This window comes from Longimicrobiales bacterium (genome assembly GCA_029245345.1).
GTDB lineage: Bacteria > Gemmatimonadota > Gemmatimonadetes > Longimicrobiales > Gaopeijiaceae > CALFPJ01.
Genome location: JAQWPM010000022.1, coordinates 126,026 through 151,017, shown reverse-complemented (window position 1 = coordinate 151,017; position 24,992 = coordinate 126,026). Strand labels below are relative to the sequence as shown.

At 61.3% G+C, this 24,992-nt stretch carries 23 protein-coding genes; 18 read left to right on the top strand and 5 right to left on the bottom strand.

Annotated features, from left to right (window positions below):
• Nucleotides 1-18 precede the first annotated feature (18 nt).
• The 5 genes from P8L30_14845 to P8L30_14825 all read right to left on the bottom strand — a co-directional run bounded on the left by P8L30_14845 (nt 19) and on the right by P8L30_14825 (nt 5,782).
• Nucleotides 19-1,344 carry a Zn-dependent hydrolase gene (locus tag P8L30_14845; protein ID MDG2241480.1) on the bottom strand — a complete coding sequence of 442 codons (1,326 nt, stop codon included), beginning with the start codon at nt 1,342-1,344 and terminating at the stop codon, nt 19-21.
• A 4-nt stretch (nt 1,345-1,348) separates the two neighbouring features.
• Nucleotides 1,349-2,842 (bottom strand): tripartite tricarboxylate transporter permease, encoded by a 1,494-nt coding sequence (locus P8L30_14840; protein MDG2241479.1) that lies wholly within the window; start codon nt 2,840-2,842, stop codon nt 1,349-1,351.
• Nucleotides 2,830-3,294 carry a tripartite tricarboxylate transporter TctB family protein gene (locus tag P8L30_14835; GenBank protein ID MDG2241478.1) on the bottom strand — a complete coding sequence of 155 codons (465 nt, stop codon included), beginning with the start codon at nt 3,292-3,294 and terminating at the stop codon, nt 2,830-2,832. The genes P8L30_14840 and P8L30_14835 overlap by 13 nt, the downstream gene beginning before the upstream one ends.
• Nucleotides 3,291-4,142: a tripartite tricarboxylate transporter substrate-binding protein gene (locus P8L30_14830; protein MDG2241477.1), complete on the bottom strand. Its 852-nt coding sequence runs from the start codon at nt 4,140-4,142 to the stop codon at nt 3,291-3,293. The genes P8L30_14835 and P8L30_14830 overlap by 4 nt, the downstream gene beginning before the upstream one ends.
• Nucleotides 4,143-4,333: 191 nt before the next feature.
• Nucleotides 4,334-5,782: an amidohydrolase gene (locus P8L30_14825; protein MDG2241476.1), complete on the bottom strand. Its 1,449-nt coding sequence runs from the start codon at nt 5,780-5,782 to the stop codon at nt 4,334-4,336.
• A 174-nt stretch (nt 5,783-5,956) separates the two neighbouring features.
• Between P8L30_14825 and P8L30_14820 the strand changes: the two genes are divergently transcribed.
• From P8L30_14820 to P8L30_14735, 18 genes are all read left to right on the top strand, one after another.
• A complete protein-coding gene (locus P8L30_14820) occupies nt 5,957-7,678 on the top strand; it encodes an amidohydrolase (protein MDG2241475.1) in 1,722 nt (573 codons plus the stop codon).
• Nucleotides 7,678-8,184, top strand: a complete 507-nt coding sequence (locus tag P8L30_14815) for a Rid family hydrolase (GenBank protein ID MDG2241474.1) — start codon at nt 7,678-7,680, stop codon at nt 8,182-8,184. Before P8L30_14820 ends, P8L30_14815 begins: the two co-directional genes overlap by 1 nt.
• Nucleotides 8,185-8,375: 191 nt before the next feature.
• On the top strand, nt 8,376-8,786 hold the full coding sequence (locus P8L30_14810; protein MDG2241473.1) for a hypothetical protein: 411 nt from the start codon (nt 8,376-8,378) through the stop codon (nt 8,784-8,786).
• Nucleotides 8,787-9,510: 724 nt separating this feature from the next.
• Nucleotides 9,511-9,729, top strand: a complete 219-nt coding sequence (locus P8L30_14805) for a hypothetical protein (protein MDG2241472.1) — start codon at nt 9,511-9,513, stop codon at nt 9,727-9,729.
• Nucleotides 9,730-9,845: 116 nt separating this feature from the next.
• Nucleotides 9,846-11,336 carry a Gfo/Idh/MocA family oxidoreductase gene (locus P8L30_14800; protein MDG2241471.1) on the top strand — a complete coding sequence of 497 codons (1,491 nt, stop codon included), beginning with the start codon at nt 9,846-9,848 and terminating at the stop codon, nt 11,334-11,336.
• On the top strand, nt 11,336-12,028 hold the full coding sequence (locus P8L30_14795) for a DUF1080 domain-containing protein (GenBank protein MDG2241470.1): 693 nt from the start codon (nt 11,336-11,338) through the stop codon (nt 12,026-12,028). Before P8L30_14800 ends, P8L30_14795 begins: the two co-directional genes overlap by 1 nt.
• Nucleotides 12,025-12,858 carry a sugar phosphate isomerase/epimerase gene (locus tag P8L30_14790; GenBank protein ID MDG2241469.1) on the top strand — a complete coding sequence of 278 codons (834 nt, stop codon included), beginning with the start codon at nt 12,025-12,027 and terminating at the stop codon, nt 12,856-12,858. The genes P8L30_14795 and P8L30_14790 overlap by 4 nt, the downstream gene beginning before the upstream one ends.
• Nucleotides 12,859-13,010: 152 nt before the next feature.
• Entirely contained in the window at nt 13,011-14,246 is a 1,236-nt protein-coding gene (locus P8L30_14785; protein ID MDG2241468.1) for an amidohydrolase family protein, read from the top strand.
• An 85-nt stretch (nt 14,247-14,331) separates the two neighbouring features.
• Nucleotides 14,332-16,116 (top strand): GMC family oxidoreductase, encoded by a 1,785-nt coding sequence (locus P8L30_14780; protein ID MDG2241467.1) that lies wholly within the window; start codon nt 14,332-14,334, stop codon nt 16,114-16,116.
• Nucleotides 16,116-16,811 carry a gluconate 2-dehydrogenase subunit 3 family protein gene (locus P8L30_14775; protein MDG2241466.1) on the top strand — a complete coding sequence of 232 codons (696 nt, stop codon included), beginning with the start codon at nt 16,116-16,118 and terminating at the stop codon, nt 16,809-16,811. The genes P8L30_14780 and P8L30_14775 overlap by 1 nt, the downstream gene beginning before the upstream one ends.
• A 24-nt stretch (nt 16,812-16,835) precedes the next feature.
• A complete protein-coding gene (locus P8L30_14770) occupies nt 16,836-18,290 on the top strand; it encodes an MFS transporter (protein ID MDG2241465.1) in 1,455 nt (484 codons plus the stop codon).
• Nucleotides 18,287-19,432 carry a Gfo/Idh/MocA family oxidoreductase gene (locus tag P8L30_14765; GenBank protein MDG2241464.1) on the top strand — a complete coding sequence of 382 codons (1,146 nt, stop codon included), beginning with the start codon at nt 18,287-18,289 and terminating at the stop codon, nt 19,430-19,432. The genes P8L30_14770 and P8L30_14765 overlap by 4 nt, the downstream gene beginning before the upstream one ends.
• On the top strand, nt 19,429-20,439 hold the full coding sequence (locus P8L30_14760; protein MDG2241463.1) for a sugar phosphate isomerase/epimerase: 1,011 nt from the start codon (nt 19,429-19,431) through the stop codon (nt 20,437-20,439). Before P8L30_14765 ends, P8L30_14760 begins: the two co-directional genes overlap by 4 nt.
• Nucleotides 20,432-20,746: a hypothetical protein gene (locus P8L30_14755; protein ID MDG2241462.1), complete on the top strand. Its 315-nt coding sequence runs from the start codon at nt 20,432-20,434 to the stop codon at nt 20,744-20,746. Before P8L30_14760 ends, P8L30_14755 begins: the two co-directional genes overlap by 8 nt.
• On the top strand, nt 20,743-21,681 hold the full coding sequence (locus tag P8L30_14750; protein MDG2241461.1) for a formylglycine-generating enzyme family protein: 939 nt from the start codon (nt 20,743-20,745) through the stop codon (nt 21,679-21,681). Before P8L30_14755 ends, P8L30_14750 begins: the two co-directional genes overlap by 4 nt.
• 80 nt (nt 21,682-21,761) lie before the next feature.
• Complete coding sequence (locus tag P8L30_14745; GenBank protein MDG2241460.1) at nt 21,762-23,060, top strand: Gfo/Idh/MocA family oxidoreductase; 1,299 nt, start codon at nt 21,762-21,764, stop codon at nt 23,058-23,060.
• A 12-nt stretch (nt 23,061-23,072) separates the two neighbouring features.
• The gene (locus P8L30_14740; GenBank protein MDG2241459.1) at nt 23,073-24,044 is read left to right on the top strand and encodes an FAD:protein FMN transferase; all 972 of its coding nucleotides are present in this window, start codon (nt 23,073-23,075) and stop codon (nt 24,042-24,044) included.
• A complete protein-coding gene (locus tag P8L30_14735) occupies nt 24,041-24,970 on the top strand; it encodes a TIM barrel protein (GenBank protein ID MDG2241458.1) in 930 nt (309 codons plus the stop codon). Before P8L30_14740 ends, P8L30_14735 begins: the two co-directional genes overlap by 4 nt.
• Nucleotides 24,971-24,992 lie beyond the last annotated feature (22 nt).

The following is a 24,992-nucleotide window of genomic DNA, read 5'->3' as shown; positions in this document are numbered from 1 at the left end:
ACGAGAGCAGCCCGTCTGTTAGAGACCGCGCTCGTCCAAGGCCAGCAAGGTCCGTAAGAGGACTTGCGTTCCGTTCGCGATGTCCTCGTCCGCGGTATGCTCTTCAGGGGCGTGGCTGATACCGGCGATCGATGGCACGAAGATCATTCCGACCGGTCCGAGCAAAGCCATGCTTTGAGCGTCGTGTCCGGCACCTGACGGCATGCGTCGGGCATCCAAGCCGAGAGACGAGGACTCGTTCTGGATGATGTCGCGAATTCGTTCGTCGGTGGGAGCGGCGCGGCTGGTGTAGAAACGCTCGAACGAAAATGAAACTGAGCTCTCGTCGGCGACCGAGTCTACTCCCAACCGAATCGAATCGAACGTGTTTTGAATGCCGTTCATCGTCAGGTCGCGGATCTCGAGCGTCATGCGTACCAGGCCTGGAATCACATTAGGCGCACCCGGTTCGGCCTCGAGTCGACCCACCGTTGCGACCTGTCGGCCCGGCATCTCACGTGCCGTGCGATGGGCGAGATCAATGAAACGGGCGGCTCCTACCATGGCGTCCGAGCGGCGGTCCATCGGGGTTGTGCCCGCGTGATTCGTTGCGCCGCGCACCGTGACGTTCCAGCGCATGATGCCGACGATGCCTTCCACAACACCGATGTCGTAGCCATCGGTGTCCATGACCGCACCCTGTTCGATATGGAGTTCTAGGAACGCTGTGTGTGACCCCTCGCCCCGACGTACCTCAGCCAGTCGGTCGGGGTCGCCCCCCAGACGGCGCAGACCTTCTCCGATTGTGTAACCGGACGCGGTCTGAATCTCGAGCTCGAACGGCTCTACCTCTCCGGCAAGCGCGCGACTCCCCGTCTTTCCACCCTCCTCATTGGAAAAGATGGCCACCTGAATGGGGTGCCGGGTCGTGTGGCCTGCCGAAGCGAGTACCGTGGCGACTTCGACCGACCCCATGGAGCCGACTTGTCCGTCGAAGTTGCCGCCGCCCGGTACCGAGTCGATGTGTGATCCGAAGATCAGAGGAAGGAGGGTGTTGTTAGTGCCGGCCTTTCGGCCAATTAAGTTGCCGGCGACGTCCACGTGCGTGTAGAAACCCGCTTCTCCCAGGAGGCCTGAGACCCAGTCGAGTGCTTCGAGGTTGGCGTCGCTGAAGGCGACCCGGTCGATACCCCCAGCGTCGTTTTGTCCGAAGGAGGCGAGGGTGCGCATGCGTTCGGTGAGCCGACTGGGATCGATGGAGAGGCTCTGTTGCTCATGCCCTCCGCCAGCTGCCCAGAGCGGGTGCGGTACGGTGAGGCCGGTGAGCGCGGCAGCGCTCAGTCGCGTGAAGTCTCGTCGTTTCATGGGTTCAACCTATGGGAACGTCCTTCCTCTTCAACACGAGCGGCGCGATCAGGCTGAGGATTGCCATCACCCACAAAGCGATGGCGATCGGAGAATCGAACAAAACGTTCCATTCGCCGCCCGAGAGCGCCATTGCCCTCCGAAGGCTTTTCTCCATGATCGGCCCGAGAACGAGCCCGAGGATTACGGGGGCCAATGGAAAGTCGAACTTCCTCATCAAGTATCCAACCACACCGAATCCGGTCATCATGACGAGGTCGAGGCTACTGCCGTTGACGGCGTAGACCGCCACGAAGGCCAGTGCAGCCACACTCGGGACGAGGAACCACCTCGGGGCGGTCAGCGCTTTCACAAAAACGCCCACGAGCGGAAGGTTGAGCAGGAGAAGGAAGAGATTCCCGATGTACATGGAGGCGGCCAGCCCCCAAAACAGTTCTGGCTCTTCCGTGATCAGGAGCGGGCCGGGCGTGATCCCAAGACCGAGCAGCGCACCCAAGAGCACGGCGGTCGTTCCGCTCCCCGGCACCCCCAATGTGAGCAACGGGATCATGGCGCCGTTGGCGGCTGCGTTGTTGGCCGCTTCCGGTGCGGCCACGCCGCGGATGTCGCCGTTCCCGAAGTCCCCATCGCTTCCCGAGATCCGTTCCTCCGTCGAGTAGGCGAGGAAGGACGCGATCGTACCACCGGCACCTGGAAGTACGCCGACCAGAAATCCGATCACGCTGCCGCGCGCCATCGTCCAGCCGGAGGAGGCCAGTTCCTTCGCGCTGATCATCACCCGGCCATACGAGGTTGAGGCTGCCTGTCCTCGGTCCGTTTCCTCGAGTAACTGGAAGACTTCGCTGATCGCGAAGAGGCCGATCGTGACGACGACGAAATCCATGCCATCGAGCAGCTGCAGGGAATCGAAGGTGTAGCGTGGAATGGCGCTCTGGGGATCGAGTCCGATCGTGGCGAGCCAGAGTCCGAAGCCGGTGGATGCCAGGCCCCGTACCAAGCTCCCGCCTGCAAAGCTCGAAAGCGCCGAGAACGCGAAGACCATAAGGGCGAAGTACTCAGCCGGCCCGAAACGGATCGCCCAGGTGGCGAGCATCGGTGCAAACAGGACCAACGCAAGGATCGAGACCGTGCCGCCGACGAACGAGGCGATTGCGGACATCGCCAGGGCCGGACCGCCCCGTCCCTGTTTCGTCATGGCGTGCCCGTCGATCGCAGTTACGACGGCCGAGGCCGTGCCGGGCACGTTGAGCAGAATTGTGCTGATCGAGTTTCCGTATTGAGAGCCGTAGTAGATCCCGGCGAGCAGGATAAGCGCAGATGCAGGTGGGAGCCCCAATGCGTAGGTAACGGGGACCAGAATCGCGATGGCGTTTATTGGCCCGATGCCAGGGAGCATCCCAACGAACGTGCCCACGAAGGTCCCGACGAACGCGAGGGCCAAGTTCAGCGGTTGAAGAGCGACCCCGAAGCCCGAGATCAGGTGGCTCAGCGCATCCATAATTCACCGATGGGGAGCGCCAGCCCTAACAACACGACGAAAAGCAGCCACAAGATCCCGGAGAGGGCTGCGGCGGCGAGCAGGCTTTTTCTAGGGGGCCCGTCGTAGAGCAAGGACAGGATCGACACGACCGCCGTCGTGCATGTGAAGAAGCCAATCCAGGGGAGAAGCCCTGCGTACAAGATGAACGCGACCCCTGCGCCGACGATCCTCAAGGCTGGCCCCTGGGCCGGCCAGGAAACGTCGCTGTCGGGGACGATGAGCATGCGCAGGGCCGCAATCCCCAGGATTAGCGCCACCAGCATGGGCAGCGCTTTGGGCCCGATCGCGTCGGTCACGAAGGCGACGTTGAACGTCGTGGCTTCGAGACCGATCGCCGCCGCGAGGATTACCAGCACGGCCCCCGCGACACGAGTGCTCTTCCTGGGCATCGCTTCCGGGATCTGCGTCACTTGATGAGTCCGATCTCTCGAGACATCGCCTCGAACTCCCCGACTTGGACGTTCACGAACGCCTCGAAAGTTTCTCCGACTAAGAAGTAGGGGTTCATCCCGGCGGTGCGACGGGCCTCCTCCCATTCTTGAGACAACCCGACATCGGTCAGCACTCCGACCCAACGCTGGTATTCCTCATCACTGATTCCGCCCGGTACGTAGTAGCCGCGCCAAGTGACCCAGGTGACGTCCAGTCCAGACTCCATGGCGGTCGGGACGTCCGCGAGAACGCCGCCCACCCGTTCCGGCGACATGACGGTGAGTACGCGTAGCGTGCCCGCGGCGACCTGGCCCTCGACCTCTGACACCTCACCGGAGAAGACATGAACGAATCCACCCAGCAGGGCGGTCATCGCCTCGCCGCCTCCATCGAAGGGTACGTACCGGACGGTCCGGGGATCGATGCCCGCTTGGTGCGCCAGGAGGAGGACCTTCATGTGGTCCTGTCCCGTCACGGAACTTCCGCCTGATACAACTACCGACGATGGGTCCTCTCGCAGGTCGGCGATAAGATCGTTCAGTGTTCGCCATGGTGAGTCGGCGGCCACCGCGAGTATGCCGTATTCGGCGCCGAGGGCTCCCACCCACCGCACGTCGTCTGCTGTCAGGCTGCCGTATTGCCCCTGGGCCAAGAGTAGAGCTGTGGAGGTCGAGGCCGCCACCAGAAGGCCGGTATCCTCATTCCGTTGCGCGACCGTCCGGGCGAACGCGACTCCTCCTCCCGCCCCCGGCAGGTTCGTCGTCCTAACTGCACCGGGCGAGATCTCGAGATCTCTCAAGACGCGTGCGATGGACCGGCAGGTCATGTCCCATCCGCCGCCCGCGTTCGCGGGAGCGATACACTCCCATCCACGGGTGCTGTCTATGGGGGAGCACGCGAGAAAGGTGGCACATACGAAGAGAGTTGCCCCCCCGGCCGATCGCCGGACGCCCGTCAGCATCCGTTCACGCGCCCAGTCATCGCCTTCGGCCTCTCCGTCGGTTGGTCGGTTTGCGCCTAGTTCCCCGGGTTGGCCCTGTAGTCCAGTGGTGGCGGCCGGTCGCCCACCAGCGAGATGTGCTGGTAGTTCGGGCCCCGCTTCTCGTCGAACTCCGCTCGAGCCTGTCGAATCAGGTCCGGGTTCATGAAGAGATCGACAGCGCTCATGGCGATTGTCTTGGCAGCGACGAGCATGCCTTTCGTTCCAATGGATGTGCCGCCGGCGGCGACTGCCTGCCATGAGTGTGAGGACGTGCCGGGGACCCAAGTGGCTGCCCGCAGTCCCGCGGTCGGGACTGCCCAACTGACATCACCGACGTCTGTGGAGCCTCCCCCTCGGCGCGCGCCCGTCGGGGCAGCGAATGGCTTCACTTCGGACGCGGCTGACATCGGCCTAGCGTCTTCCGGGAGCGATTCCCTGATCACTTCAGCGAAGCGCATCTCCTCGTCGGTGTACTCGACGCCACCCACCGTGGTCAGGTTCGCGTGGATGACCTGCGCGAGGGTCACGTTCGGGAGCAGGTTGTACACCCCGTTGATGATCTCGTACTCCATCTGGGTCTCGGTACCGAGCGCCGCGCCTTCCGCTGTGTCAACGAGTCGCTCGAAGAGTTCGCGCACCACGGCTGCGTCAGGGTGCCGGACGTAATGGTAGACCTCGGTAAAATCGGGGACCACGTTGGGGGCTGCGCCGCCGTAGGTGGTCACGTAGTGCATCCGCGTCGCCTCTGGGACGTGCTCGCGCATGAGGTTGACCATGTGGTTCATCGCCTCGACACCGTCCAGCGCCGAGCGTCCACGTTCCGGAGCTCCTGCCGCGTGGGCGCTGATGCCCCTGAAGCGGAACTTGGTCGAGATGTTTGCGAGCGAGGACACAGCGTCGGCCATGTTGTAGTCGCCCGCGTGCCAGTGCAGCACGATATCGACGTCATCGAAGAGTCCTGCCCGCACCATGTAGATCTTCCCGCCGCCGCCTTCTTCCGCAGGTGTTCCGTAGAGGCGAATCGTGCCTTCCTGCCCTGTCCTTTCGAGGAAATCACGCACGGCGAGTGCCGCTGCGGTGGATCCTGTTCCGAAGAGGTGGTGGCCGCAGGCATGCCCAGCCGACTTCGTGTCGATCGGGTTGCGTTCTGCTGTCCGGTCCTGGGTGATGCCTGGCAGCGCGTCGAATTCAGCCAGGATCGCGATCACCGGCTCGCCGGAGCCGTAACTCGCCGTGAATGCCGTCGGGATGTCGGCTACACCTGGGGTGACGTCGAATCCCGCCTCGGCCAGACGGGACTGCAGGAGTTGCGAACTCCGATGCTCCTGATAGCCCACTTCGGCCAGATCCCAGATCTCCATTGCCAGATCTTCATACTCGGAGGCGTGGGACATCACGTGATCCGTGATGAGTTGTTTGGCGTCTTGAGCAGCCAAGGGGGCAGCCGCGAACGCGACGAGGGCAGCAAGGGTCAGTCGACGCATGTGTCGAGTCTCCGACGAAAGTGAGGAAGGCACTAAATCTACGGCGAAGCGGGAGCCGATTGCGAGGGTGGAGGCGCCCCTCTGGGATGGCGGACCGCCGGAGGCTGGGCCACGTTACGCGCCCGCTCGAAAGCTGTGGTGAACCCGACGTCCGAGGATCGACGAGTGTCTTTGATGAAACGAATGGGCCGTGGGTCCATGGTCGCGCTGGTTTGCGGAACGATGGCGTGTGCTGGCCCGTCTACGGCTTCTCGCGACGGGGTGGACCTCGTGCTGACCAACGGGAAGATCGTCACGGTGGACGATGCGCTCCCGGAGGCCGAGGCCGTTGCGATAAGCGGAGACCGTATCATCGCGGTGGGTACGAGCTCGGAAATCGATGCCATGATCGGTGAGGACACCGAGGTGGTGGATCTCGAGGGCCGCCTGGCGATCCCTAGCTTTATCGAAGGTCACGGCCACTACGTGCGCCTAGGCGAATCGAAGACCATCCTGGACCTGACTGTTGCCACCAGCTGGCAGGACATGGTGGACATTGTTGCTGAAGCTGTGGCGTCAGCACCTCCTGGCGCCTGGATCGAGGGGGCTGGCTGGCACCAAGAGAAATGGGCATCGACCCCGGCAGGATCGGTCGAGGGCGTGCCCACCCATCGCTCGATGACGGCAGTGTCTCCTGAGAACCCGGTCATGCTCTCGCACGCGAGTGGACACGCCGCGTTCGCGAACCTGATGGCCATGGACATGGCAGGCATCGACGAAGACACCGCTGACCCGATTGGTGGCACCATCGTGCGAGGCAACAACGGTGAGGCCACGGGACTCCTGCGCGAAAACGCCGATGCGCTCGTTTTTGACGTCATCGCGGAAGCCAAGGCCAAACGCTCTGAAGAAGAGCAATGGGACGAATTCGTGCGGTACGTCCAACTCGCAGGTGAAGAAGCGTTGTCTAAAGGTGTGACGACGTTCCACTCGGCCGGTCCGAACTTCGAGACGATCGATGCTCTCAAGCGCTTGGCGGACGAAGGTGCGCTCCCGATCCGCCTCTACTTGATGGTCCGGAACGAGAGCAACGAGTCGATGCGTGCTCGGCTCAGTGACTATTACATGGTCGGCTACGGAGACAACCATCTGACGGTGCGTTCTATCAAGCGTCAGATCGATGGAGCCCTCGGTTCCCATGGTGCGTGGATGCTGGACGAATACGAGGATCTGGAAACCATCGGCCTTACGGTTGAAGATCCGGATGACATTGCCGAGACGGCCGCGATCGCGTTCGAACAGGGGTGGCAGCTCAACACACACGCCATTGGCGATCGTGCGAATCGTGTCGTGCTCGACGTCTATGAAGGCGCGTTCGGTACTGCCGCCTCACCCGACCGACGTTGGCGCATCGAGCACGCGCAGCATGTGCACCCCGCCGACGTTCAGCGCTTTGCCGATCTCGGCGTGATCGCCTCGATGCAGGGCATCCACGCGACCTCGGATGCGCCGTGGGTGTTCGCACGCCTAGGGGCGGAACGGGCTGAGAGTGGGGCCTATCTGTGGCGGTCGTTCATGGACGCGGGTGTGGTCATCAACAACGGTACCGACGTTCCCGTCGAGGACATTTCTCCGATGGCATCGCTCGCAGCTTCCGTGGTCCGGCAGGACAAAGACGGGAACGACTTCTTCCCGGACCAGAAGATGACGCGAATGGAGGCGTTGAGGAGTTACACGATCAACAACGCCTTTGCGGCGTTCGAGGAAGATCTCAAGGGTTCGATCACCGTCGGCAAACTCGCTGACATCGCCGTGTTGGATCGAGACATCATGACGGTGCCGGAGTCAGAAATGGCCGGGGCTCTTGTGGACATGACCATTCTAGGTGGCGAGATCCGTTACCGACGGGGGAACTGATGCGGCTCAAGAATGCAACTTCGTGGATGATGGCTTTCGCACTGCTCGCCGCAGGATGCACTGTGGAAGAGCGAGCCGACCGGGACAGTGAAACCGCTTCCGCCCCGAAGCCCCGGAAGGAGATCATTCAACCCGAAGGAGTGACCCGGCTACCGGTTTTCTCCACTGCGGTCCGAAGCGGAAATCTCATCTTCCTCTCCGGCGCGATTGGCGCCTTGCCCAACGTCTTACCTCCGACGCTCATCGAGGGCGGCATCGTCCCAGAAGCCCGACTGGCTATGGACAATCTCTATGTGGGTCTCGAAGCCGCAGGAGTAGGCTGGGAAGACGTTGTGAAATGCACTGTCTTCTTGGCGGACATGGTCGACTATGGTCCGTTCAACGAGGTGTATCTCGAGTATTTCCCATCCGATCCGCCCGCGCGCTCAGCGATGTCCGTGCGCGGGCTCGCGTTCGATGCGCGAGTGGAAGTGGAGTGTATCGCTGCCGTTCCTGAGGGGAGCTAACGCCGCGTCACTTCCTAATTGTCCCGTCCCCGTCCAGGTCGTGACGCCACCATACGGATCAGCGAGCCCGCGTTAACCCAGTTCGACACGAAAGCTGTCGGGACTGCCGACCTCTGGGTTGCCGTGGGGATGGAGGCTCTCGCCTCCGGCTGGGCTGCCTGGCACGTGCGTGATGCCCGTACTGCAAAAGTATGCTCCGCGCCCTCCGGTACGACCTAGGATGGCGGACCTATCCGATTCGTGGCGAGGATGTGCGGTCTTGGGTGGACATCCCTTGCCAGCGGTGGGATCCGTGGACGCCGGAGAAGGTCTGGGAGCTGCATGGTGATGTCGCCGAAAACGTTCTCCGCCGGATTCTGACGTATCAGGACATCGGCGGAGCTTCCGAGCGGAGGATCACGGACGCTGCGAAGGCAATCGAGCACGCTGCTCCTGCCGGAGAGTTCACCGAATCCATAACCGGTGACCGACGGTCCCTGTGGAAGATGGGGGAGGGCGGAACGATCGGCCTCAAGATCGCCTTGAATGAATTGGTTGAAAGGAGAACGCTCAATCTGGAGGTTCGGGTACTGGAGTTCTTTTGGAAGAAAAAAGAAGAATAAAGACCTGCTTTACTAAGCCACCATCACGATAAGTGCGTTCAGACATTTACTGATGTATCTAAACGTGGACCGATGACCCTTACGGTGCCACCAGTCTTTATTGATTCCAGATGCCCATCTCTAGTCTGATTTCTGCTCGTCTCCTCACAGACTCCATACATGATGCCGGATCCCCTAACTGATTGCATGGCCCCTTTCATAAGCTAGCTACTTCAATAGCTGACTTGGTCCTGATTCAGGTCCTTCAATAACACAGAAATGGGATGAAGTTATGATGAAAGCCAAGTGTGTTCATTCTTTCAGATCATTCTTGCTCTACCGTCTTCAACTAATGTGAATATTGTGTCGTTGTTCCATGACTGAGTGAATTCAATCATAGTAAGGTGACTTGGCCGTTTAGAGCGTAGAAGCATCACTTGATTAGTAATACTCATTAGATCATCTTTTTCTGCCTTGGATTCAAATTGGTACTTGCTGGGTATATACCAGAGTCCTCGCTTCGTATTTATGTGTGCTGGGTAAGTCATCGTGTTAGCTCTTAGGTGCAGTGATCCTATTCTGAAATCAGAACCGTATCATTCTTTTCCTAAGAGCAACGCCCCTGACGCCTAGAAACTGGATGCAATCCCACATATAGATATTTTGGATTGGAGCAAAATACGTAAGCACTATAAAGGTGCCGCCTGTCCTTTTACAAATGATTATCAACCGAGGAGTTAGTTGGATGGCGAATAACAAAATGCTAGAAGAACTAGACACGCAGATTGAGAACCTGAAAAAGCAGCGGGAAGCCGTTGTGGCCAAGGAGAAAGCAGATGATCTAAGGAAGGTGAAATATTTGTTGAAAACACACAGATTCACGTATAGCCAAGTGAAGAAGGAACTCGGCGTCGGAAGGGCTACGAAGAAATGCCAAATGTGTGGATCTGTGGCCGCAGGGTAGATCCACTCGTAGTATGAAGATGGATGAGCTTTGGTTGGCAGTAGACATGGTGTTAACCCGCTTGACCCTATGCCATCGAATATGCTAAAGCGTTGCAAGACAAGGGGATAGGGCGCATGACGGATATAACACGCAGAAACTTTGTATCCAGCAGTTCCAAGCTCGCGATGGGCGCCATGATCGTGCCTCGGAAGGTGCTGGGCGGGGTCGGTTACCAGGCCCCGAGCGACACGCTCAACATCGCGATCGTAGGCGCTGGCGGGATGGGCAACGGGAACGCCCGGGAATTGGGTTCGGAGAACATCATCGCCGTCTGCGACGTGGATATGGATTTCGTCGCGCGCAGGGCGGCCGAAGAAGCCGAGCCCGACGGAGAGGGGATGCCACGCGAGAAGGGCATCCGCTGGCGGGAACAGTTCAATGCTGCCCGGAAGTTCTCGGACTTCCGAGTCATGTTGGACGAGATGCCGGACATCGAGGCGGTTCTCATTGCAACGCCTGACCACGCGCACGCAGCGATCGCTGCTGCCGCGATGCGTGCGGGCAAACATGTCTACTGCCAAAAGCCGCTCACTTACACAGTTCACGAAGCGCGGGTCCTCCAGGAGTTGGCGGAGTCGACCGGTGTCGTGACTCAGATGGGGAACCAGGGACACTCCGGCGACGACGCGAGACTTCTGAATGAGTGGATTCAGGCAGGCGTGATCGGGAACGTGCACGAGGTCCACGTGTGGACGAATCGACCGATTTGGTCGCAGGGATTGTTGCGGCCGGCTCCATTCCCGGAGGACTTCGACCCGAACTCGACAGACCGGTCATGGTGGCCCGGATCCATCCAGGCCGCTCATGCCACGGGCCTACACGGAGACTTCGCGGTGCCTGCGGGGCTGGATTGGGACCTTTATCGGGCGTCTAACGCACAATCGGTGGACTATCACCCGATTTACCATCCCTTCCATTGGCGCGGTTGGACGGACTTCGGGGTCGGCGCGCTGGGTGATATGGGCGCACACCTCATCGACCACCCCGTGTGGGCGCTCGATCTCGGCCTGCCGACTGCGATCGAGGCCACGTCGACGCCATGGGGTGGCCCGGAAGACAACCCGGTCTCATACCCGATGGCGACCAAGGTGCACTACGAGTTTCCGCGTCGGGGTCTGCTCCCCGAGGTCGACCTCCACTGGTACGACGGTGGCCTTATGCCGAAGCGGCCGGAACACCTGCCGGATGACGTTCGATTGAACCGTGAGGGTGGTGTGATCTTCGTCGGTGAACGTGGGATCTTGATGCACAACACATACGGTCGGAATCCCCGACTCTACCCGGAGGCGCTGAACGAAGAGGCCGCCGCGGTGCCACAGAGCTACCTCCGCATCGAGGACAGCCACGAGATGAATTGGGCGAATGCCTGTAAGGGCATCGGGGAAGCGACGTGCCCGTTCTCCTATGCGGCTCCGCTTACCGAGACCATGCTCCTTGGGATCGTAGCGCTCCGCACTGGCCAAGGGTTCAAGATCCGATATGACGCCGAAAACATGCGCGTCACCAATTCCGAAAAAGCGAACGAGTACCTCGTGCGCGAATACCGCGAAGGATGGGCGATCTGATGCGTAGAGTTTTCCTCACGATCCTGGCGGCGCTGCTGGTCGGTGCACCTGCGGCTGCGCAAACGCACAACACGCTCAATGCCGCCGAGCGGGAAGCTGGATGGGAGCTGCTCTTCGATGGACAGACGCTCGATGGATGGCGCCGGTACGACGGTGAGCCGATGACCGATGGTTGGGCCGTCGAGGGGGGTATGCTGACCCATACCTCCGGTGGGCGCGACATCATCACAGACGACGCGTACACCGACTTCGAACTCTCGCTGGAATGGATGGTCGAAGCCGGTGGCAACAGCGGCGTCTTTTACCGAGCCGCGCTAGGGGAAGAGTGGGTCTACCACAGCGCGCCCGAGATGCAGGTACTCGATGATGCCGCCCATCGTGATGGTCAGAATCCTCTGACCAGCGCCGGATCCAATTATGGTCTCTATCCGGCCCCACGTGGCATCGTGAATGGTGCCGGGGAATGGAATTCGGCAAAGATCGTCGTGCGTGGTTCAGCCGTGGAGCACTGGCTGAACGGGACGAAGATCGTCGCGTACGAGTTCGGCAGCGCGGGTTGGTCTGAACTCGTAGCGAACAGCAAATTCAACGAATGGCCGGCGTACGGTCAGGCGGACCGCGGCCACATCGGATTCCAGGATCACGGCAACCGTGTCTGGTACCGAAACGTGAAGATCCGAGACTTGAGATGACCCTGGATAGGCGGTCGTTCTTGGCCGCGTTCCCGGGAGCAGCCCTCGCGGCTCGCTACGCGGGGGAGGGCCTCGTTCGTCGCCCCGCCCTCGATGCCGTTGGTGTCCAGATCTACACTTTGCGCACCGAGATGGCGGCCGATGCCGCCGGGACGCTCGCCGCTGTTGCGGAGATCGGGTATACCGAAGTGGAGCTCTTTGGCCCCTATGGTTTGGCAGGCCGTCAGATGCGGACCCAGTTGGACGATGCGGGGCTTCGAGCTGCCTCAAGTCACGTGAGCATTGGTGATGTACGTGATCGGTGGTCTGCGACGCTTGAGTCGGCGCAGGAGCTCGGTCAGGCGCTGATCGTCGTGCCGAGTCTTCCGGGCTCTGAGCGCGACTCCGAGTCACTCAGGAAGATCGCTGACGAGTTCAACTCAGCGGGTGAATCAGCGAAGGCGGCGGGGATGCGCTTCGGCTACCACAACCATCAGTGGGAGGTCACGCCCGGTTACGATGGCGTCCGCCCGATCGACATACTGATGGAGTACACGGACCCTGCCCTCGTCGATTGGCAGATGGACATCTTCTGGGCGGTGGACGGCGGCGCTGACGCGTTGGCGGAACTCGATCGCCATCGGGGCCGGATCACGAGTGTGCATGTGAAGGATCGGACGTTTTCAGGAGAAATGGTCGATGTGGGTGATGGCGTCATCGACTTCTCGGCCATCCTGAGTCACGCGGAGTCACTTGGCTTGACGCACCAGTTCGTTGAGCACGATCGACCGGCAGATGCCCTGGTGAGTGTCCGGAGAAGCTTCGCTGCCGTGAAGGCGTTAGGCCTCTAGCGAGATCCGGCGGCTCTGGATCTTAGGGGGCGGGTCGCGGGGGTAGAGGGAGCGTGAGGAGCGTCCTGGTCTCGCTGGGCGGGGGTCATGGATCTAATCTTCGTCTCACGAAAAACCCCTCCTTAGTTCCTTCACTGCACGCCGAGGCCGATATGCGCAGCACCTCTCTTCTGATCGCGATCTCTCTCCTTGCCTCGGTAGGCACTCTTGCGGCGCAGGACCTCGTACTCACCAACGCCCATGTCGTGGACGTCGTGACAGGGGAGGTCAGCGCGCTCTCCACGGTGGCCATGAGCGACGGCCAAATTGTCAGCATCACGAGGGGCGGCGCTCAGCCCGCGTCGGGTGTCACGGTGATCGATGTGATGGGGCGTTATATCGCGCCGGGTTTGATGGACGCTCACGTCCACGTCGGGAACGCGGCCGATGCTCGCCGTGCGCTTCTTTCCGGGGTGACGACCATGAGAAGCATGGGCACTTCCCACTACGCCGATGTGGGTATGCGTGAGCTACAGGCGGCCGGACATCTCGAGGCCCCGCAGTATTTGGCAGCTGGATATCACGTGAGGCCGCCGGCCGCAGAGGCCTTCTTCCAGGATCACCCAGAGCTCGGCGACCTGTACGGTAAGCCGATCCAGGGAGATGCTGCGGTGCGGGCGATGACCCGAGCTCTCGTGTCGCGCGGCGTGGACTTCGTGAAGACCAATGCCACCGAGCGAGCCGGTCTGCCCAATACCGATCCGAGGAAGCAGTTCTACTCGCAGGCGGAGTTACGCGCGATCGTCGAGGAGGCAGCGGTAGGGGGTATCGGAGTCTCTGCACACGCCCACGGTGACGCGGGTGGACGGGACGCTGTCGTAGCTGGAGTCCGGAGCATCGAACATGGCACGTACCTAAGCCCTGAGACGCTCGGGATGATGGTCGAACGAGGGACTTACCTCGTGCCGACGATTGCGATCGTACGAGATCTGACGATTCCCGGCGGGGACTACGACAACGCGCCCCTCAACATCCGCGGGCGACACATGCTTCCACGCGTGCAAGAGATGGCGGCCAATGCACACCGGTTGGGTGTGAAGATCGTCGCCGCGACTGACACGGGGTACGGACCGGAGAGCACGACGACATTGGCGCACGAACTCCTCGAATTGGTGGGTATCGGGATGTCTCCACTGGAGGCGTTGCGTGCGGCAACGACCACGGCCGCTGAACTCTTCGGGTTGACCGATGTCGGCACGCTCTCCCAGGGCATGCAAGCCGACCTCATCGTCCTCGAGCGTAATCCTTTGGAGGACATCGGAGTCGTGCAGGATGTGCTGATGGTTGTGAGCGACGGTAAGGTGATCGTGCAGCGAGGTGACTGGCCCGGACAGAGGCCGATTTCTTAGCCGAATGCGTAGCGTAACGCCGCCCCACGCCTAAGTTGTCATCTTGACCAGATGGGGTTCCGAATCAGCGAGATGGCGAGGCGGTATGCGTAAAAAGGCCCAGCAAGACTACGACGTCATCATCGTGGGATCGGGCGCCGCGGGCGGCATGTGTGCCTACGTCCTGGCGTGCTCCGGAGTGAAGGTCCTCATGCTCGAGGCGGGTCGCGACTACGACCCTGTCACCGAGACGCCAATGTTCCAGATGCCGAAGGATGCTCCCATGCGCGGCGCTGGCACCCCGGAGAAGCCCTTCGGCTTCTATGACGCAACCGTGGACGGCGGGTGGGAGGTGCCGGGCGAACCCTACTCCAGCGCGGAAGGGACGGATTTCCAGTGGTGGCGCGCACGCATGTTGGGTGGTCGTACCAACCACTGGGGCCGCATCTCCCTGCGCATGGGTGAATACGACTACAAGCCCCGCCAGCGTGACGGACTCGGCTTCGATTGGCCCATGTCGTACCAGGACGTTGAGCCTTACTACGACAAAACTGAGATGCTGATTGGTGTCTATGGCTCCAACGAGGGCTTAGAGAACACGCCGAGCTCTTCGCCTGGCGTGCTTCAGCCGGCACCTGCGGCACGCGCGAACGAAATGCTCACGCAGCATCATTGTCAGGACCTCGACATCCCCGTCATCCCCGCGCATCTCGCGATTCTCACCGAACGCCAAGACGCGGACAGGTTGTCCCAGATCCTGTGGCCCAACAACCAGTTGGCCCAACGTGTCACGGCTGACTCCATGCGGTCACGTGCCGCCTGCTTCTTCGCAACGCCGTGCGGACGCGGCTGCTCCATCAAGGCGAACTTTCAGTCGCCCACGGTGCTGCTGCCTCCGGCGCTCGCGACTGGGAATCTCGACATCATCACAGACGCGATGGTTCGTGAGGTCACTGTAAACGCGCAGGGCAAGGCGACCGGCGTGCACTACATCGATAAAACGACGCGATTAGAAGAGCATGCGAGCGCGCGGGTCGTGATTGTGGCGGCCAGTGCTTGTGAGTCCGCGCGTATCCTGCTCAATTCGAAGAGCAGTCAGTTCCCAGACGGTATCGGCAACGGCAGCGGCAACGTCGGGAAGTACATCATGGACACCGTCGGGGCCGGCCTGGGTGGACAGATCCCGGCGCTCGAGAACATGCCACCGCACAACAACGACGGTGCATCAGCCATGCATCTGTATATGCCTTGGTGGCTCTATCAGCAGCAGGACCGAGGGGAGTTGGATTTCGCCCGTGGCTATCACATCGAATTCGGTGGTGGACGCGGCGCTCCTGGGTTCGGCTTCATGGGCGGCCTCGCGGACTTCACGGACGGCTCGTACGGGACGCAGTTCAAGGAGGATTGCCGTCGCTACTACGGCTCCTTTATGTACTTCGCCGGCCGCGGCGAGATGATCCCGAACGAGGATTGTTACGCCGAGATCGACCCGAGCGGGACGGTGGACCAGTGGGGCATTCCAACACTGCAATTCCACTGGAAGTGGTCGGATCACGAACTGAACCAGGCGCGTCACATGCAGCGCACCTTCGCAGACATCATCGAGTCGATGGGTGGCAACGTGACGGGCACGGTTCAGGAGGACGGAGCGGACGCCATCGCCGCTCCGGGTGTGATCATCCACGAAGTGGGCGGCGTCATCATGGGTGCGGAACCCGAGAGCTCGGTGCTCAACGAGTACTGCCAGTCTTGGGAGGTCGACAATCTATTCGTGACCGATGGCGGTGCATTCGTGTCCAATGCAGACAAGAATCCGACGCTTTCGATCATGGCCATCGCGTGGCGGGCTTCTGACTACATCGTCGAACAACTCGCGTCGAGGAGCCTCTGATGTCCAAGGACAAGAAGCGCTTCGAACTCCCTATCGTTGGGAATATGGATATGGACCGCCGGCAGGCGCTCAAGATCATGGCGATCGCGGCGGCTGTCCCCACGATCACGGGTTGTGATCCCGGTGAACCATCGCTGGATGTGGCCATCGCTCCAGCTCCTCCAACGAATCCGAAGGCGAAGGGCAACGCGTGGGACCCGGACTTGGTCGCCCCGATCGTGCCTTGGGACCGCACGCTCACCGACGACGAACTCGAAGGTCTGGCCACGATCTGTGACGTCATCATTCCCGCCGATGACCGTTCTCCCTCGGCGAGTTCTGTCGGTGCGCAGGATTTTATCGACGAGTGGGTGAGCGCCCCGTACGACGGCAACGAGCGAGATGGTGTGCTCATTCGAGGGGGACTCGTGTGGCTCGATCGAGAGTCCACGACCCGTTTCGGCGAAGGAATGCGCTTCCGTGATCTGTCGGGTGCGCAGAAGACGGCGATCTGTGACGACATATGCTATCTGCCCAACACCCCGGACGGGCTAGAGGCGGGCGCCCGCTTCTTCGACCGCGTGCGCTTTCTCACGTCGACCGCTTTTTGGACGACCACGGAAGGGATGACCGACCTAGAATACATCGGAAACATCCCGCTCACGCAGTGGGATCCACCGCCGACGGAAGTGTTGCAGCATTTGGGGCTCGCTTAGGACCCTCCTCTCAATCCGACAAAAATGACCGACTCCAATGTGAATTCCTCCCGACTGTTCTTAGGGAGCTGTGTCGCGCTCGTCGCAACATCCGTCGCGTTCGCGACCGTCGGCGCGATTATGCTCGCGCTCAAGCGTGAGTTCGTGCTCACCAACGAAGAGGTTGGCTGGATCGGAGGGGCTGCGTTGTGGGGCTTCGCACTCTCCCAGCTGGCGTTTGCTCCACTCGCGGATTCCATCGGGATGCGTGCGCTGCTGCGAATGTCGTTCGTCGCTCACCTGGCGGGTGCTCTCGTCATGATCTTCGCGACCGGATTCTCCACCCTATTCGCGGGCGCGCTCGTGATCGCGATGGGGAATGGCCTTGTCGAGGCGGCGTGCAATCCTCTGGTGGCGGCACTGTATCCTGACAACAAGACGGTAAAGCTGAACCAGTTCCATGTGTGGTTCCCGGGTGGAGTGGTGATTGGAGGACTCGCTGCTTTTGGACTCGATGCGATCGGTGTCGGTGCCTGGCAGGTCAAGATTGGGTTGGTGTTGATCCCGACCTTGTCGTATGGCTTCCTGCTGTTGCGCGAGCCGTTCCCGGTTACCGAGGGAGTGCAAGCGGGCGTGAGCTTGGGTGAGGCCTTCAAGGCCGCGTTCACGACTCCGCTCATGCTCGTCATGCTGATTGCGATGACCATGACCGCTTCCGTCGAGCTGGGCCCCAATCGTTGGGTGCCGGCGGTGCTCGAGGCCGGCGGGATGGCCGGGATCTTGGTCCTCGTCTGGATCAATGGACTCATGGCAGTCATGCGGTATCGGGCAGGGGCGGTTGTTCACAAGCTCTCGCCAACCGGCGTGCTGTTGGGTTCTGCGGTGCTGGCCGGTGTCGGGTTGCTCGCGCTGAGCTATGTGTCGAGCGGCATCGCCGTCTTCGGTGCCGCGACCGTGTTCGCGCTCGGCGTTTGTTACTTCTGGCCGACCATGCTGGGTGTTGTTTCCGAGAGAGTGCCGAAGAGCGGCGCGCTCGGACTCGGCCTAATGGGAACGGTGGGTATGGCGACTGTCGGACTCGTCGCTGCTCCACAAATGGGACGGATCGCAGACGAGTACGCCCATGATCAGATTCCGGCTGCAGAGGTCACTGTTGTGCTCGAACGCACAGCCATGGTGTTGGGCAACAGCCAAGACCCGGATGCCCAGGCGGCGGTGAGCGCCGCAGAAGGGGTGGTTCAGGAATTTGAAGTGTCCGGTTTGCTTCCCGCGCCGGCTACCGCGAATGCGCTTCGGTCCATTATCGCTTCAGATGCCGACGCGGATTTGATTGGACAGGCGCAAGCGATTCTAGGGCCCGCGGACAACTACGGAGGGAAGATCTCCTTCCGGTATATGGTCCCGTTGTGTGGCATCCTCATGTTGATTTTCGGAGCGCTTTATATGCGTGACCGAAGGACCGGGGGCTACCGGGTCGAGTCGATCGAGGCCGACGGGTGAAGCTCCGTCTCGGCATGGTAGGGGGTGGCCCAGGGGCCTTCATTGGCGCGGTCCACCGAATGGCAGCTCGGCTCGACGGACGGTACGAACTCGTTGCGGGTGCATTCTCTTCAGACGAAACGAAGTCCCGAGAGACGGGAGACGATTTGGAGCTGAGTCCGGATCGGGTCTACGGCTCCTATGAACAGATGGCCACGGCGGAGGCCGCATTGGGGGCAAACAGTCGCATTCAGGTCGTAGCGATCGTGACGCCGAATCATCTCCACTATCCCATCGCCAAGACGTTTCTCGAGCACGGTATCCATGTCGTGTGTGATAAGCCGCTCACGACGACTCTTGCCGACGCGGAGCACCTGTGTGCTCTCGCTGCGGAGAGCGGGCTCGTATTCGCGCTGACCCACAACTACACCGGGTATCCGATGGTGAAGGAGGCCCGAGCACGGATTCAGGCTGGTGAAATCGGATCGGTACGGAAGGTGGTGGTCGAGTACTCACAGGGATGGCTGTCCACGCTTCTTGAAGCGGAAGGGCAGAAGCAGGCGTCGTGGAGAAGTGACCCGGAGCAGGGCGGCCCGTCTGCGGTCCTCGGGGACATCGGGTCGCACGCGCACAACCTCGTGCGGTACGTCACCGGCCTCGAAGTCCAACGGCTCTTTGCTGACCTCGGTACGGTGGTTGAGGGTCGTGAACTTGATGACGACGCTACGGTTCTTCTGGAGTTGGATGGAGGTGTGCGCGGTCTGCTCTTCGCTTCACAGATTGCGACCGGTGAACGAAATCACCTGCGCCTGCGTGTCTACGGAAGCGAAGGTGCCTTGGATTGGTCACAGGAGGATCCGAACCGCCTGCGTTTGATCAGTCCGGATGGGTCTGAGCGCGTCTTGTTTCGAGGTGCGGGAGATCTCTCTGCGGCGGCGGTTGAGCATACTCGGCTCCCCGGCGGACACCCGGAGGGCTTCATAGAGGCTTTCGCCAACGTGTACCGGAATGCAGCGATCGCGATCGAATCGGGTGTGACGGGCGGTGATTTTCCGTCCGTACAAGACGGAGCCCACGGAGTTCATTTCATTCACTCCGCGGTCGCGAGCCACAAAGAGGGTCAGTGGGTTGCGGCCGCGTATTCACCACCGGCAACGTCATGAGCAGACCCGTCACACTCTTCACAGGCCAGTGGGCCGATCTCCCTCTTTCTGAACTGGCAGAGAAGGCTGCAGCGTGGGGATACGATGGCCTCGAGTTGGCCTGCTGGGGCGATCACTTTGATGTGGTTCGGGCCGCGGACGATCCCAGCTACTGTGTCGCTCAACGTGAGATGCTTCAGTCTCACGGACTGGATGTATTCGCGATCAGCAATCACCTGGTCGGCCAGGCCGTGTGCGACATCATCGACGACCGGCACGAATCGATCCTTCCTGCCCATGTGTGGGGTGACGGGGATTCCGAGGGTGTGCGTGGCCGCGCTGCGGAAGAGATGAAGCTGACCGCCCGCGCCGCCGCGAATCTGGGCGTTGAGGTGGTGAACGGATTCACGGGCAGTGCCATCTGGCATCTCCTGTATGCGTTTCCTCCGGTGACCCCCGCAATGATCGACGAGGGGTTCGAGGATTTTGCAGATCGCTGGAACCCCATTCTCGATGTGTTCGATGAAGTGGGTGTCCGGTTCGCGTTGGAGGTGCATCCCACGGAGATCGCATTCGACATCAGCACCGCGGAACGCGCGCTGGATGCTCTCGATCATCGAGAGGCGTTTGGCTTCAACTACGACCCGAGTCACTTGGCCTATCAGGGAGTCGACGTCGTCGGATTCATCGACTCGTTCGCAGAGCGTATCTACCACGTGCACATGAAGGACGTGTGGTTTTCCGATCAGCCCATGCGGTCCGGGGTCTTCGGGGGGCACCTCCCGTTCGGGCACAAAGACCGCTTCTGGGATTTCAGGTCACTTGGTCGCGGGCATGTGCCGTTCGAGGAAATCTTAAGGGCGCTCAACCGCGTAGGGTACGACGGCCCGCTCTCTGTAGAGTGGGAGGATTCGGGGATGGATCGGGAACATGGGGCGGAGGAAGCATGTGACTTCGTTCACTCCATGGACTTCCCAGCTTCGGGTGCCGCCTTTGATGCAGCCTTTGCTGAGGGTAAGAATGGGTGAATTTGCAGTCTTCATCCTCATCATTTTCACTGCGGTGTGGAGTTCGATCGGCCTGGGCTGGTTCATGTTCGGGCGCAATAAGGAGATCGAGAGTGGCGACGGTAACTCGGATCTCCTCCTTCATGCCGTACGCGAGGAACTAGAAGCCGTCTCCACACGCCTGATGCGGGTCGAGGACGATCTCAGCTTCTTCAATGAACTGCACGCGCCGGAAGCGAGGTCTGCGTTGGCGAAGTCGAGTGCTGCCAGTTCCGCGATTGAGCCCGCCACCCCAGAACCCGCCCCGCCCGCGGAGGACCCTGCGTGAGAAGTGCGCTGGTCCTGGCGTGCTCAGTGGTCAGCGTGGCCCAAGTAAGCGCGCAGAGCGCAGGAGATCTCAGGACCGAGAGCATCCCGGGCACTGAGGTGACGTTCGATCTCGCGTTCGTCCCGGCCGGGTCATTTTTGATCGGGTCTTCAGACAACGAGGCCGGCCGCGACGACGATGAGGGCCCCCAGCGCACGGTACGGCTGTCGGCCTTCTGGATGAGCACCACGGAAGCCACCTATGACGCCTTTGCTGTCTTCCGATTCCGTCGCTTGGACGACAACATCGCCGCGCCGGGAGATGTGCTCTTCGATGCCGATGCGATCACCCGGCCTAGCCCGCCGTACGAAGACCCTGCACACGGAATGGGAGGGAATGGCTTCCCGGTGACGGGCATGACACGCCTCTCCGCGCTGCGTTTTGCGAGGTGGCTGTCGGAGAAGACCGGGCAGCTGTATCGACTCCCGACTGAGGCAGAGTGGGAGTACGCCTGCAAAGCAGGCGGTGGAGTGCTGGCGGGGGAGCCCTGGTACGAGAACAACAGCGGAGGTGTGTACCATGCGGCCGGGACCGCGTCCGCGGACGGTCTGGGGATCCACGAGCTGCAAGGAAATGTCGCCGAGTGGGTCATGGACAGTTATTCAGCCGATGCGTACGCCTCCCTAGGAGAGGGTGCCCAGGATCCTCTAAACGGGACTCCCGCCCGTGGCCGTGGCCTCGTCCGCGGCGGCGCCTTCGACGATCCGCTCGATCGACTCCGGTGCGCGGAGCGATTCCCGGAGGCGTCTGCATGGAAGGCACGCGATCCACAGATGCCGAAAAGCCGCTGGTGGAACACCGATTCGCCACATGTGGGATTCCGGTTGGTGACCCCGTCAGGCGAACACACGATGGATGAGATCCGCGCGTACTGGGCGGAAATTTTGGGCGCGTAGTACATTGCGCGCGCGGTAATCGGAAACAATGAGCACCCGCATCGCAGCGGGGGAGAGATGAGATGGACAGGCGAGACTTCATGAGAGCGAGTACCGCGGCGGCAGTAGGCGGCCTATCGCTGAGCAGTGTAGCGCCGCTTCGGGCGCAGGCTCCTACGTCGGATGCTCTCCGGATCGGACTCATTGGTTGTGGCGGCCGGGGCACCGGCGCCGCGTTCCAGGCGCTCAGCACGAGCCAAGACGTGAAGCTCGTCGCGATGGCAGACGCGTTCGCCGACAACGTCGAACGGAGCTATCAGACGCTCACGGGTGACCGCGATGACTGGGGAGACGGGATCGACATCCGTCCCCGGGTCGACGTGCCCGAAGCCAACCGTTTCTCAGGGTTCGATGCATATGAGAAGCTGATCCCGCTCGTGGACGTCGTTCTCATCGCCACACCGCCTGGGTTCCGCCCGATTCATTTCGCCGCCGCTGTAGACGCGGGGAAACACATCTTCATGGAGAAGCCGGTCGCGACGGATGCGCCGGGGGTCCGTGCCGTGCTTGCGGCGGCTGAGAAAGCCAAGGCGCAGAAGCTGAACGTGGTTGTGGGCCTGCAGCGCCACTATCAGACCGTGTATACCGAATGGGTGGATCGGATTCACGCGGGCATGATCGGGGATGTGGTCCTCGGCCGGGTCTACTGGAATGACGGAGGTGTGTGGGTCCGCGAACGCAAAGAAGGCCAGACGGAGATGGAGTACCAGATGCGCAACTGGTACTACTTCAACTGGCTGTGCGGCGACCACATCGTGGAACAGCATATCCACAACCTGGACGTCGCCAACTGGGTCATTGGTGGACATCCGGTCCGTGCCCAGGGTCAGGGTGGTCGCCAGATCCGGAACGGCATCGACCACGGCGAGATCTTCGATCATCACATGGTCGAGTTGGAGTACGAAGGTGGTGCACGTGTCCTCAGTCAGTGCCGGCACCAGCCGGACACGATGCGGCGGGTCTCGGAGGCCTTCCACGGCACGAACGGAACGGCACCAAGGCCGGGTCTGCTGAAGTCGAACTCCGGGCATACGTTGTTCGAACACGATGCCGAGGGGGACCCGAACCCATATCAGGTCGAGCATGACGAGCTCTTCGCCGCCATCGCGGCGGGAGAGTACAAGTACGCCGACGCCGAGCGTGGTGCGACCGCCACCATGACCGCAATCTTCGGTCGGATGGCGACGTATTCCGGTCAGATGATCGAGTGGGAAGAGGCACTGAATTCGGACCTCAGTATCATGCCGACTACGTATGCATTCGACGCGAACCCGCCGGTGATGCCCGACGCGCATGGTCGCTACGCGATTCCAACTCCTGGAGTCACGCGGGCGTACTAGCGCGAGAATCTGGTGATTCTTCCACGTAGCAGCGCGAGGGCCGTGGCCAGTCTGGTCGCGGCTTTCGCATTTGTGTTCGGACTGCTGGGGGCGGATGGGCTGGCCGCCCAGACTCCTGAACGGTTCGAATTCTCCGAAGTGCATATGGGGACGGAGTTCCGAATCGTGTTCTACGCCTCAGGCGCTCAGGCTGCTGACGCCGCCGCGCGTTCGACCTTCGCGGCACTCGCCCGCCTCGACTCGCTCTTCAGCGACTACCGCGATGACAGTGAAATCGCAGAAGTCGCGGCGAGGGCCGGTTCGGGTGCGTTGCACGTGGCGAGCCCTGAGCTGACGAGCTTGCTGACGGAGGCCGTCCGTTGGGCCGAACGAAGTGGCGGAGCGTTCGACCCTACGCTAGGCCCACTCACGAAACTGTGGCGTTGGTCGGCGCGCCGAGGCGAGCTACCAGATTCGTCACGTCTCCACGAAGCGAAGTCCCGAGTCGGTTTCGAAGGCCTACGTGTCGAGCCTTCGGGTGGGGTGGCGTTAGTGCGATCAGGCATGTCACTGGACCTGGGCGGCATTGCAAAAGGGTTCGCGGGCGATGTGATGCTGGCCATCTTAGCTGGCTACGGTGTCGAGGCGGCGTTGATCGACGCCGGTGGTGATTTGGTAGCCGGCGCGGCTCCGCCCGGTACTGATGGATGGCGTGTCAGCGGCTCGAACGGTGCTGTCCTGCTACTGGCCCATGGGGCGGTAGCGACGTCCGGGGATCGGTTCCGGTACCTGGAGGTCGATGGCGTGAAGTACTCGCATATCGTGGACCCGAGGACCGGGTTGGGCGTGGTCGATGTGCCGACCGTGACAGTGCTGGCCCCGAACGGCACGACAGCCGACGTTCTGGCGTCGGCCCTCTCTATTATGGATCCCGAAGACGGCGCTGACCTCCTAGCGAGTGTCGAGGGTGCCCGTAGGCTTGAATCTCAAGGAACGCATCGATGAAACGACGTGACTTTGTACGGACGACCGTGGCGGCTAGCGCTTTGGCAGCGACTGGAGCTGAGGCGATTGCTGCCGAGTCCTTGGACGCTCCGAGTTCGGCTTCCATTCGCGAACCCTTCAGCGTCGATTTTGCACCCCATTTCGGGATGTTCCGGCATCACGGTGGTGGTGACCTCATGGGCGAGCTCCGCTTCATGGCAGATCAAGGTTTCCGGTCGCTCGAAGACAATGAGATGCGGAACCGTCCTGTAGCGGAGCAGGAACAGATCGCCACCGAGATGAGCCGACTGGGCATGCGCATGGGTGTTTTCGTGGCGCACACCATTCATTGGACTGAACCGAACATGGCTTCCGGGAATGCCGACAAGCGTGCCGAGTTCTTAGAAGAGATCAGAGCCTCCGTCGAGGTAGCCAAGCGATCCAACGCGAAGTGGATGACCGTGGTGCCGGGTCATGTCGACCTGCGTCTCCATCCAGACTATCAGACGGCCAATGTGGTGGAGACGCTCAAGCAGGCTTCAGCGATTTTGGAACCGCACGACATCATCATGGTCCTAGAGCCGCTGAATCCGCGGAACCACCCGGGCTTGTTCCTGAAGGGTATCCCGCAGGCGTTCCAGATCTGTAAGGCCGTGGATAGCCCGTCGTGCAAGATCCTCGATGACCTGTATCACCAGCAGATCACCGAAGGGAATCTCATCCCGAACATCGACGCTGCATGGGACGAGATCGCGTACTTCCAGATTGGTGATAATCCGGGGCGGAAAGAGCCGACCACGGGCGAGATCAACTACCTCAACGTCTTCCGGCACATCAAGGCGAAGGGCTTCGACGGAATTCTCGGCATGGAGCATGGGAATTCGCAGCCTGAGGCGGCGGGCGAGATTGCGGTGATCGAGGCGTACCGGGCGGTTGACCCGGGATAGACCCATCGGGAGTCTCCGAGCG

Bases quoted from the DNA above. Each gene is read 5' to 3' on its own strand.
- P8L30_14845 (MDG2241480.1), bottom strand. From the start codon at position 1,344: ATGAAACGACGAGACTTCACGCGACTGAGCGCTGCCGCGCTCACCGGC.
- P8L30_14840 (MDG2241479.1), bottom strand. From the start codon at position 2,842: ATGGATGCGCTGAGCCACCTGATCTCGGGCTTCGGGGTCGCTCTTCAA.
- P8L30_14830 (MDG2241477.1), bottom strand. From the start codon at position 4,142: ATGACCTGCCGGTCCATCGCACGCGTCTTGAGAGATCTCGAGATCTCG.
- P8L30_14825 (MDG2241476.1), bottom strand. From the start codon at position 5,782: ATGCGTCGACTGACCCTTGCTGCCCTCGTCGCGTTCGCGGCTGCCCCC.
- P8L30_14820 (MDG2241475.1), top strand. From the start codon at position 5,957: ATGAAACGAATGGGCCGTGGGTCCATGGTCGCGCTGGTTTGCGGAACG.
- P8L30_14815 (MDG2241474.1), top strand. From the start codon at position 7,678: ATGCGGCTCAAGAATGCAACTTCGTGGATGATGGCTTTCGCACTGCTC.
- P8L30_14810 (MDG2241473.1), top strand. From the start codon at position 8,376: ATGCTCCGCGCCCTCCGGTACGACCTAGGATGGCGGACCTATCCGATT.
- P8L30_14805 (MDG2241472.1), top strand. From the start codon at position 9,511: ATGGCGAATAACAAAATGCTAGAAGAACTAGACACGCAGATTGAGAAC.
- P8L30_14800 (MDG2241471.1), top strand. From the start codon at position 9,846: ATGACGGATATAACACGCAGAAACTTTGTATCCAGCAGTTCCAAGCTC.
- P8L30_14795 (MDG2241470.1), top strand. From the start codon at position 11,336: ATGCGTAGAGTTTTCCTCACGATCCTGGCGGCGCTGCTGGTCGGTGCA.
- P8L30_14790 (MDG2241469.1), top strand. From the start codon at position 12,025: ATGACCCTGGATAGGCGGTCGTTCTTGGCCGCGTTCCCGGGAGCAGCC.
- P8L30_14785 (MDG2241468.1), top strand. From the start codon at position 13,011: ATGCGCAGCACCTCTCTTCTGATCGCGATCTCTCTCCTTGCCTCGGTA.
- P8L30_14780 (MDG2241467.1), top strand. From the start codon at position 14,332: ATGCGTAAAAAGGCCCAGCAAGACTACGACGTCATCATCGTGGGATCG.
- P8L30_14775 (MDG2241466.1), top strand. From the start codon at position 16,116: ATGTCCAAGGACAAGAAGCGCTTCGAACTCCCTATCGTTGGGAATATG.
- P8L30_14770 (MDG2241465.1), top strand. From the start codon at position 16,836: ATGACCGACTCCAATGTGAATTCCTCCCGACTGTTCTTAGGGAGCTGT.
- P8L30_14760 (MDG2241463.1), top strand. From the start codon at position 19,429: ATGAGCAGACCCGTCACACTCTTCACAGGCCAGTGGGCCGATCTCCCT.
- P8L30_14755 (MDG2241462.1), top strand. From the start codon at position 20,432: ATGGGTGAATTTGCAGTCTTCATCCTCATCATTTTCACTGCGGTGTGG.
- P8L30_14745 (MDG2241460.1), top strand. From the start codon at position 21,762: ATGAGAGCGAGTACCGCGGCGGCAGTAGGCGGCCTATCGCTGAGCAGT.
- P8L30_14735 (MDG2241458.1), top strand. From the start codon at position 24,041: ATGAAACGACGTGACTTTGTACGGACGACCGTGGCGGCTAGCGCTTTG.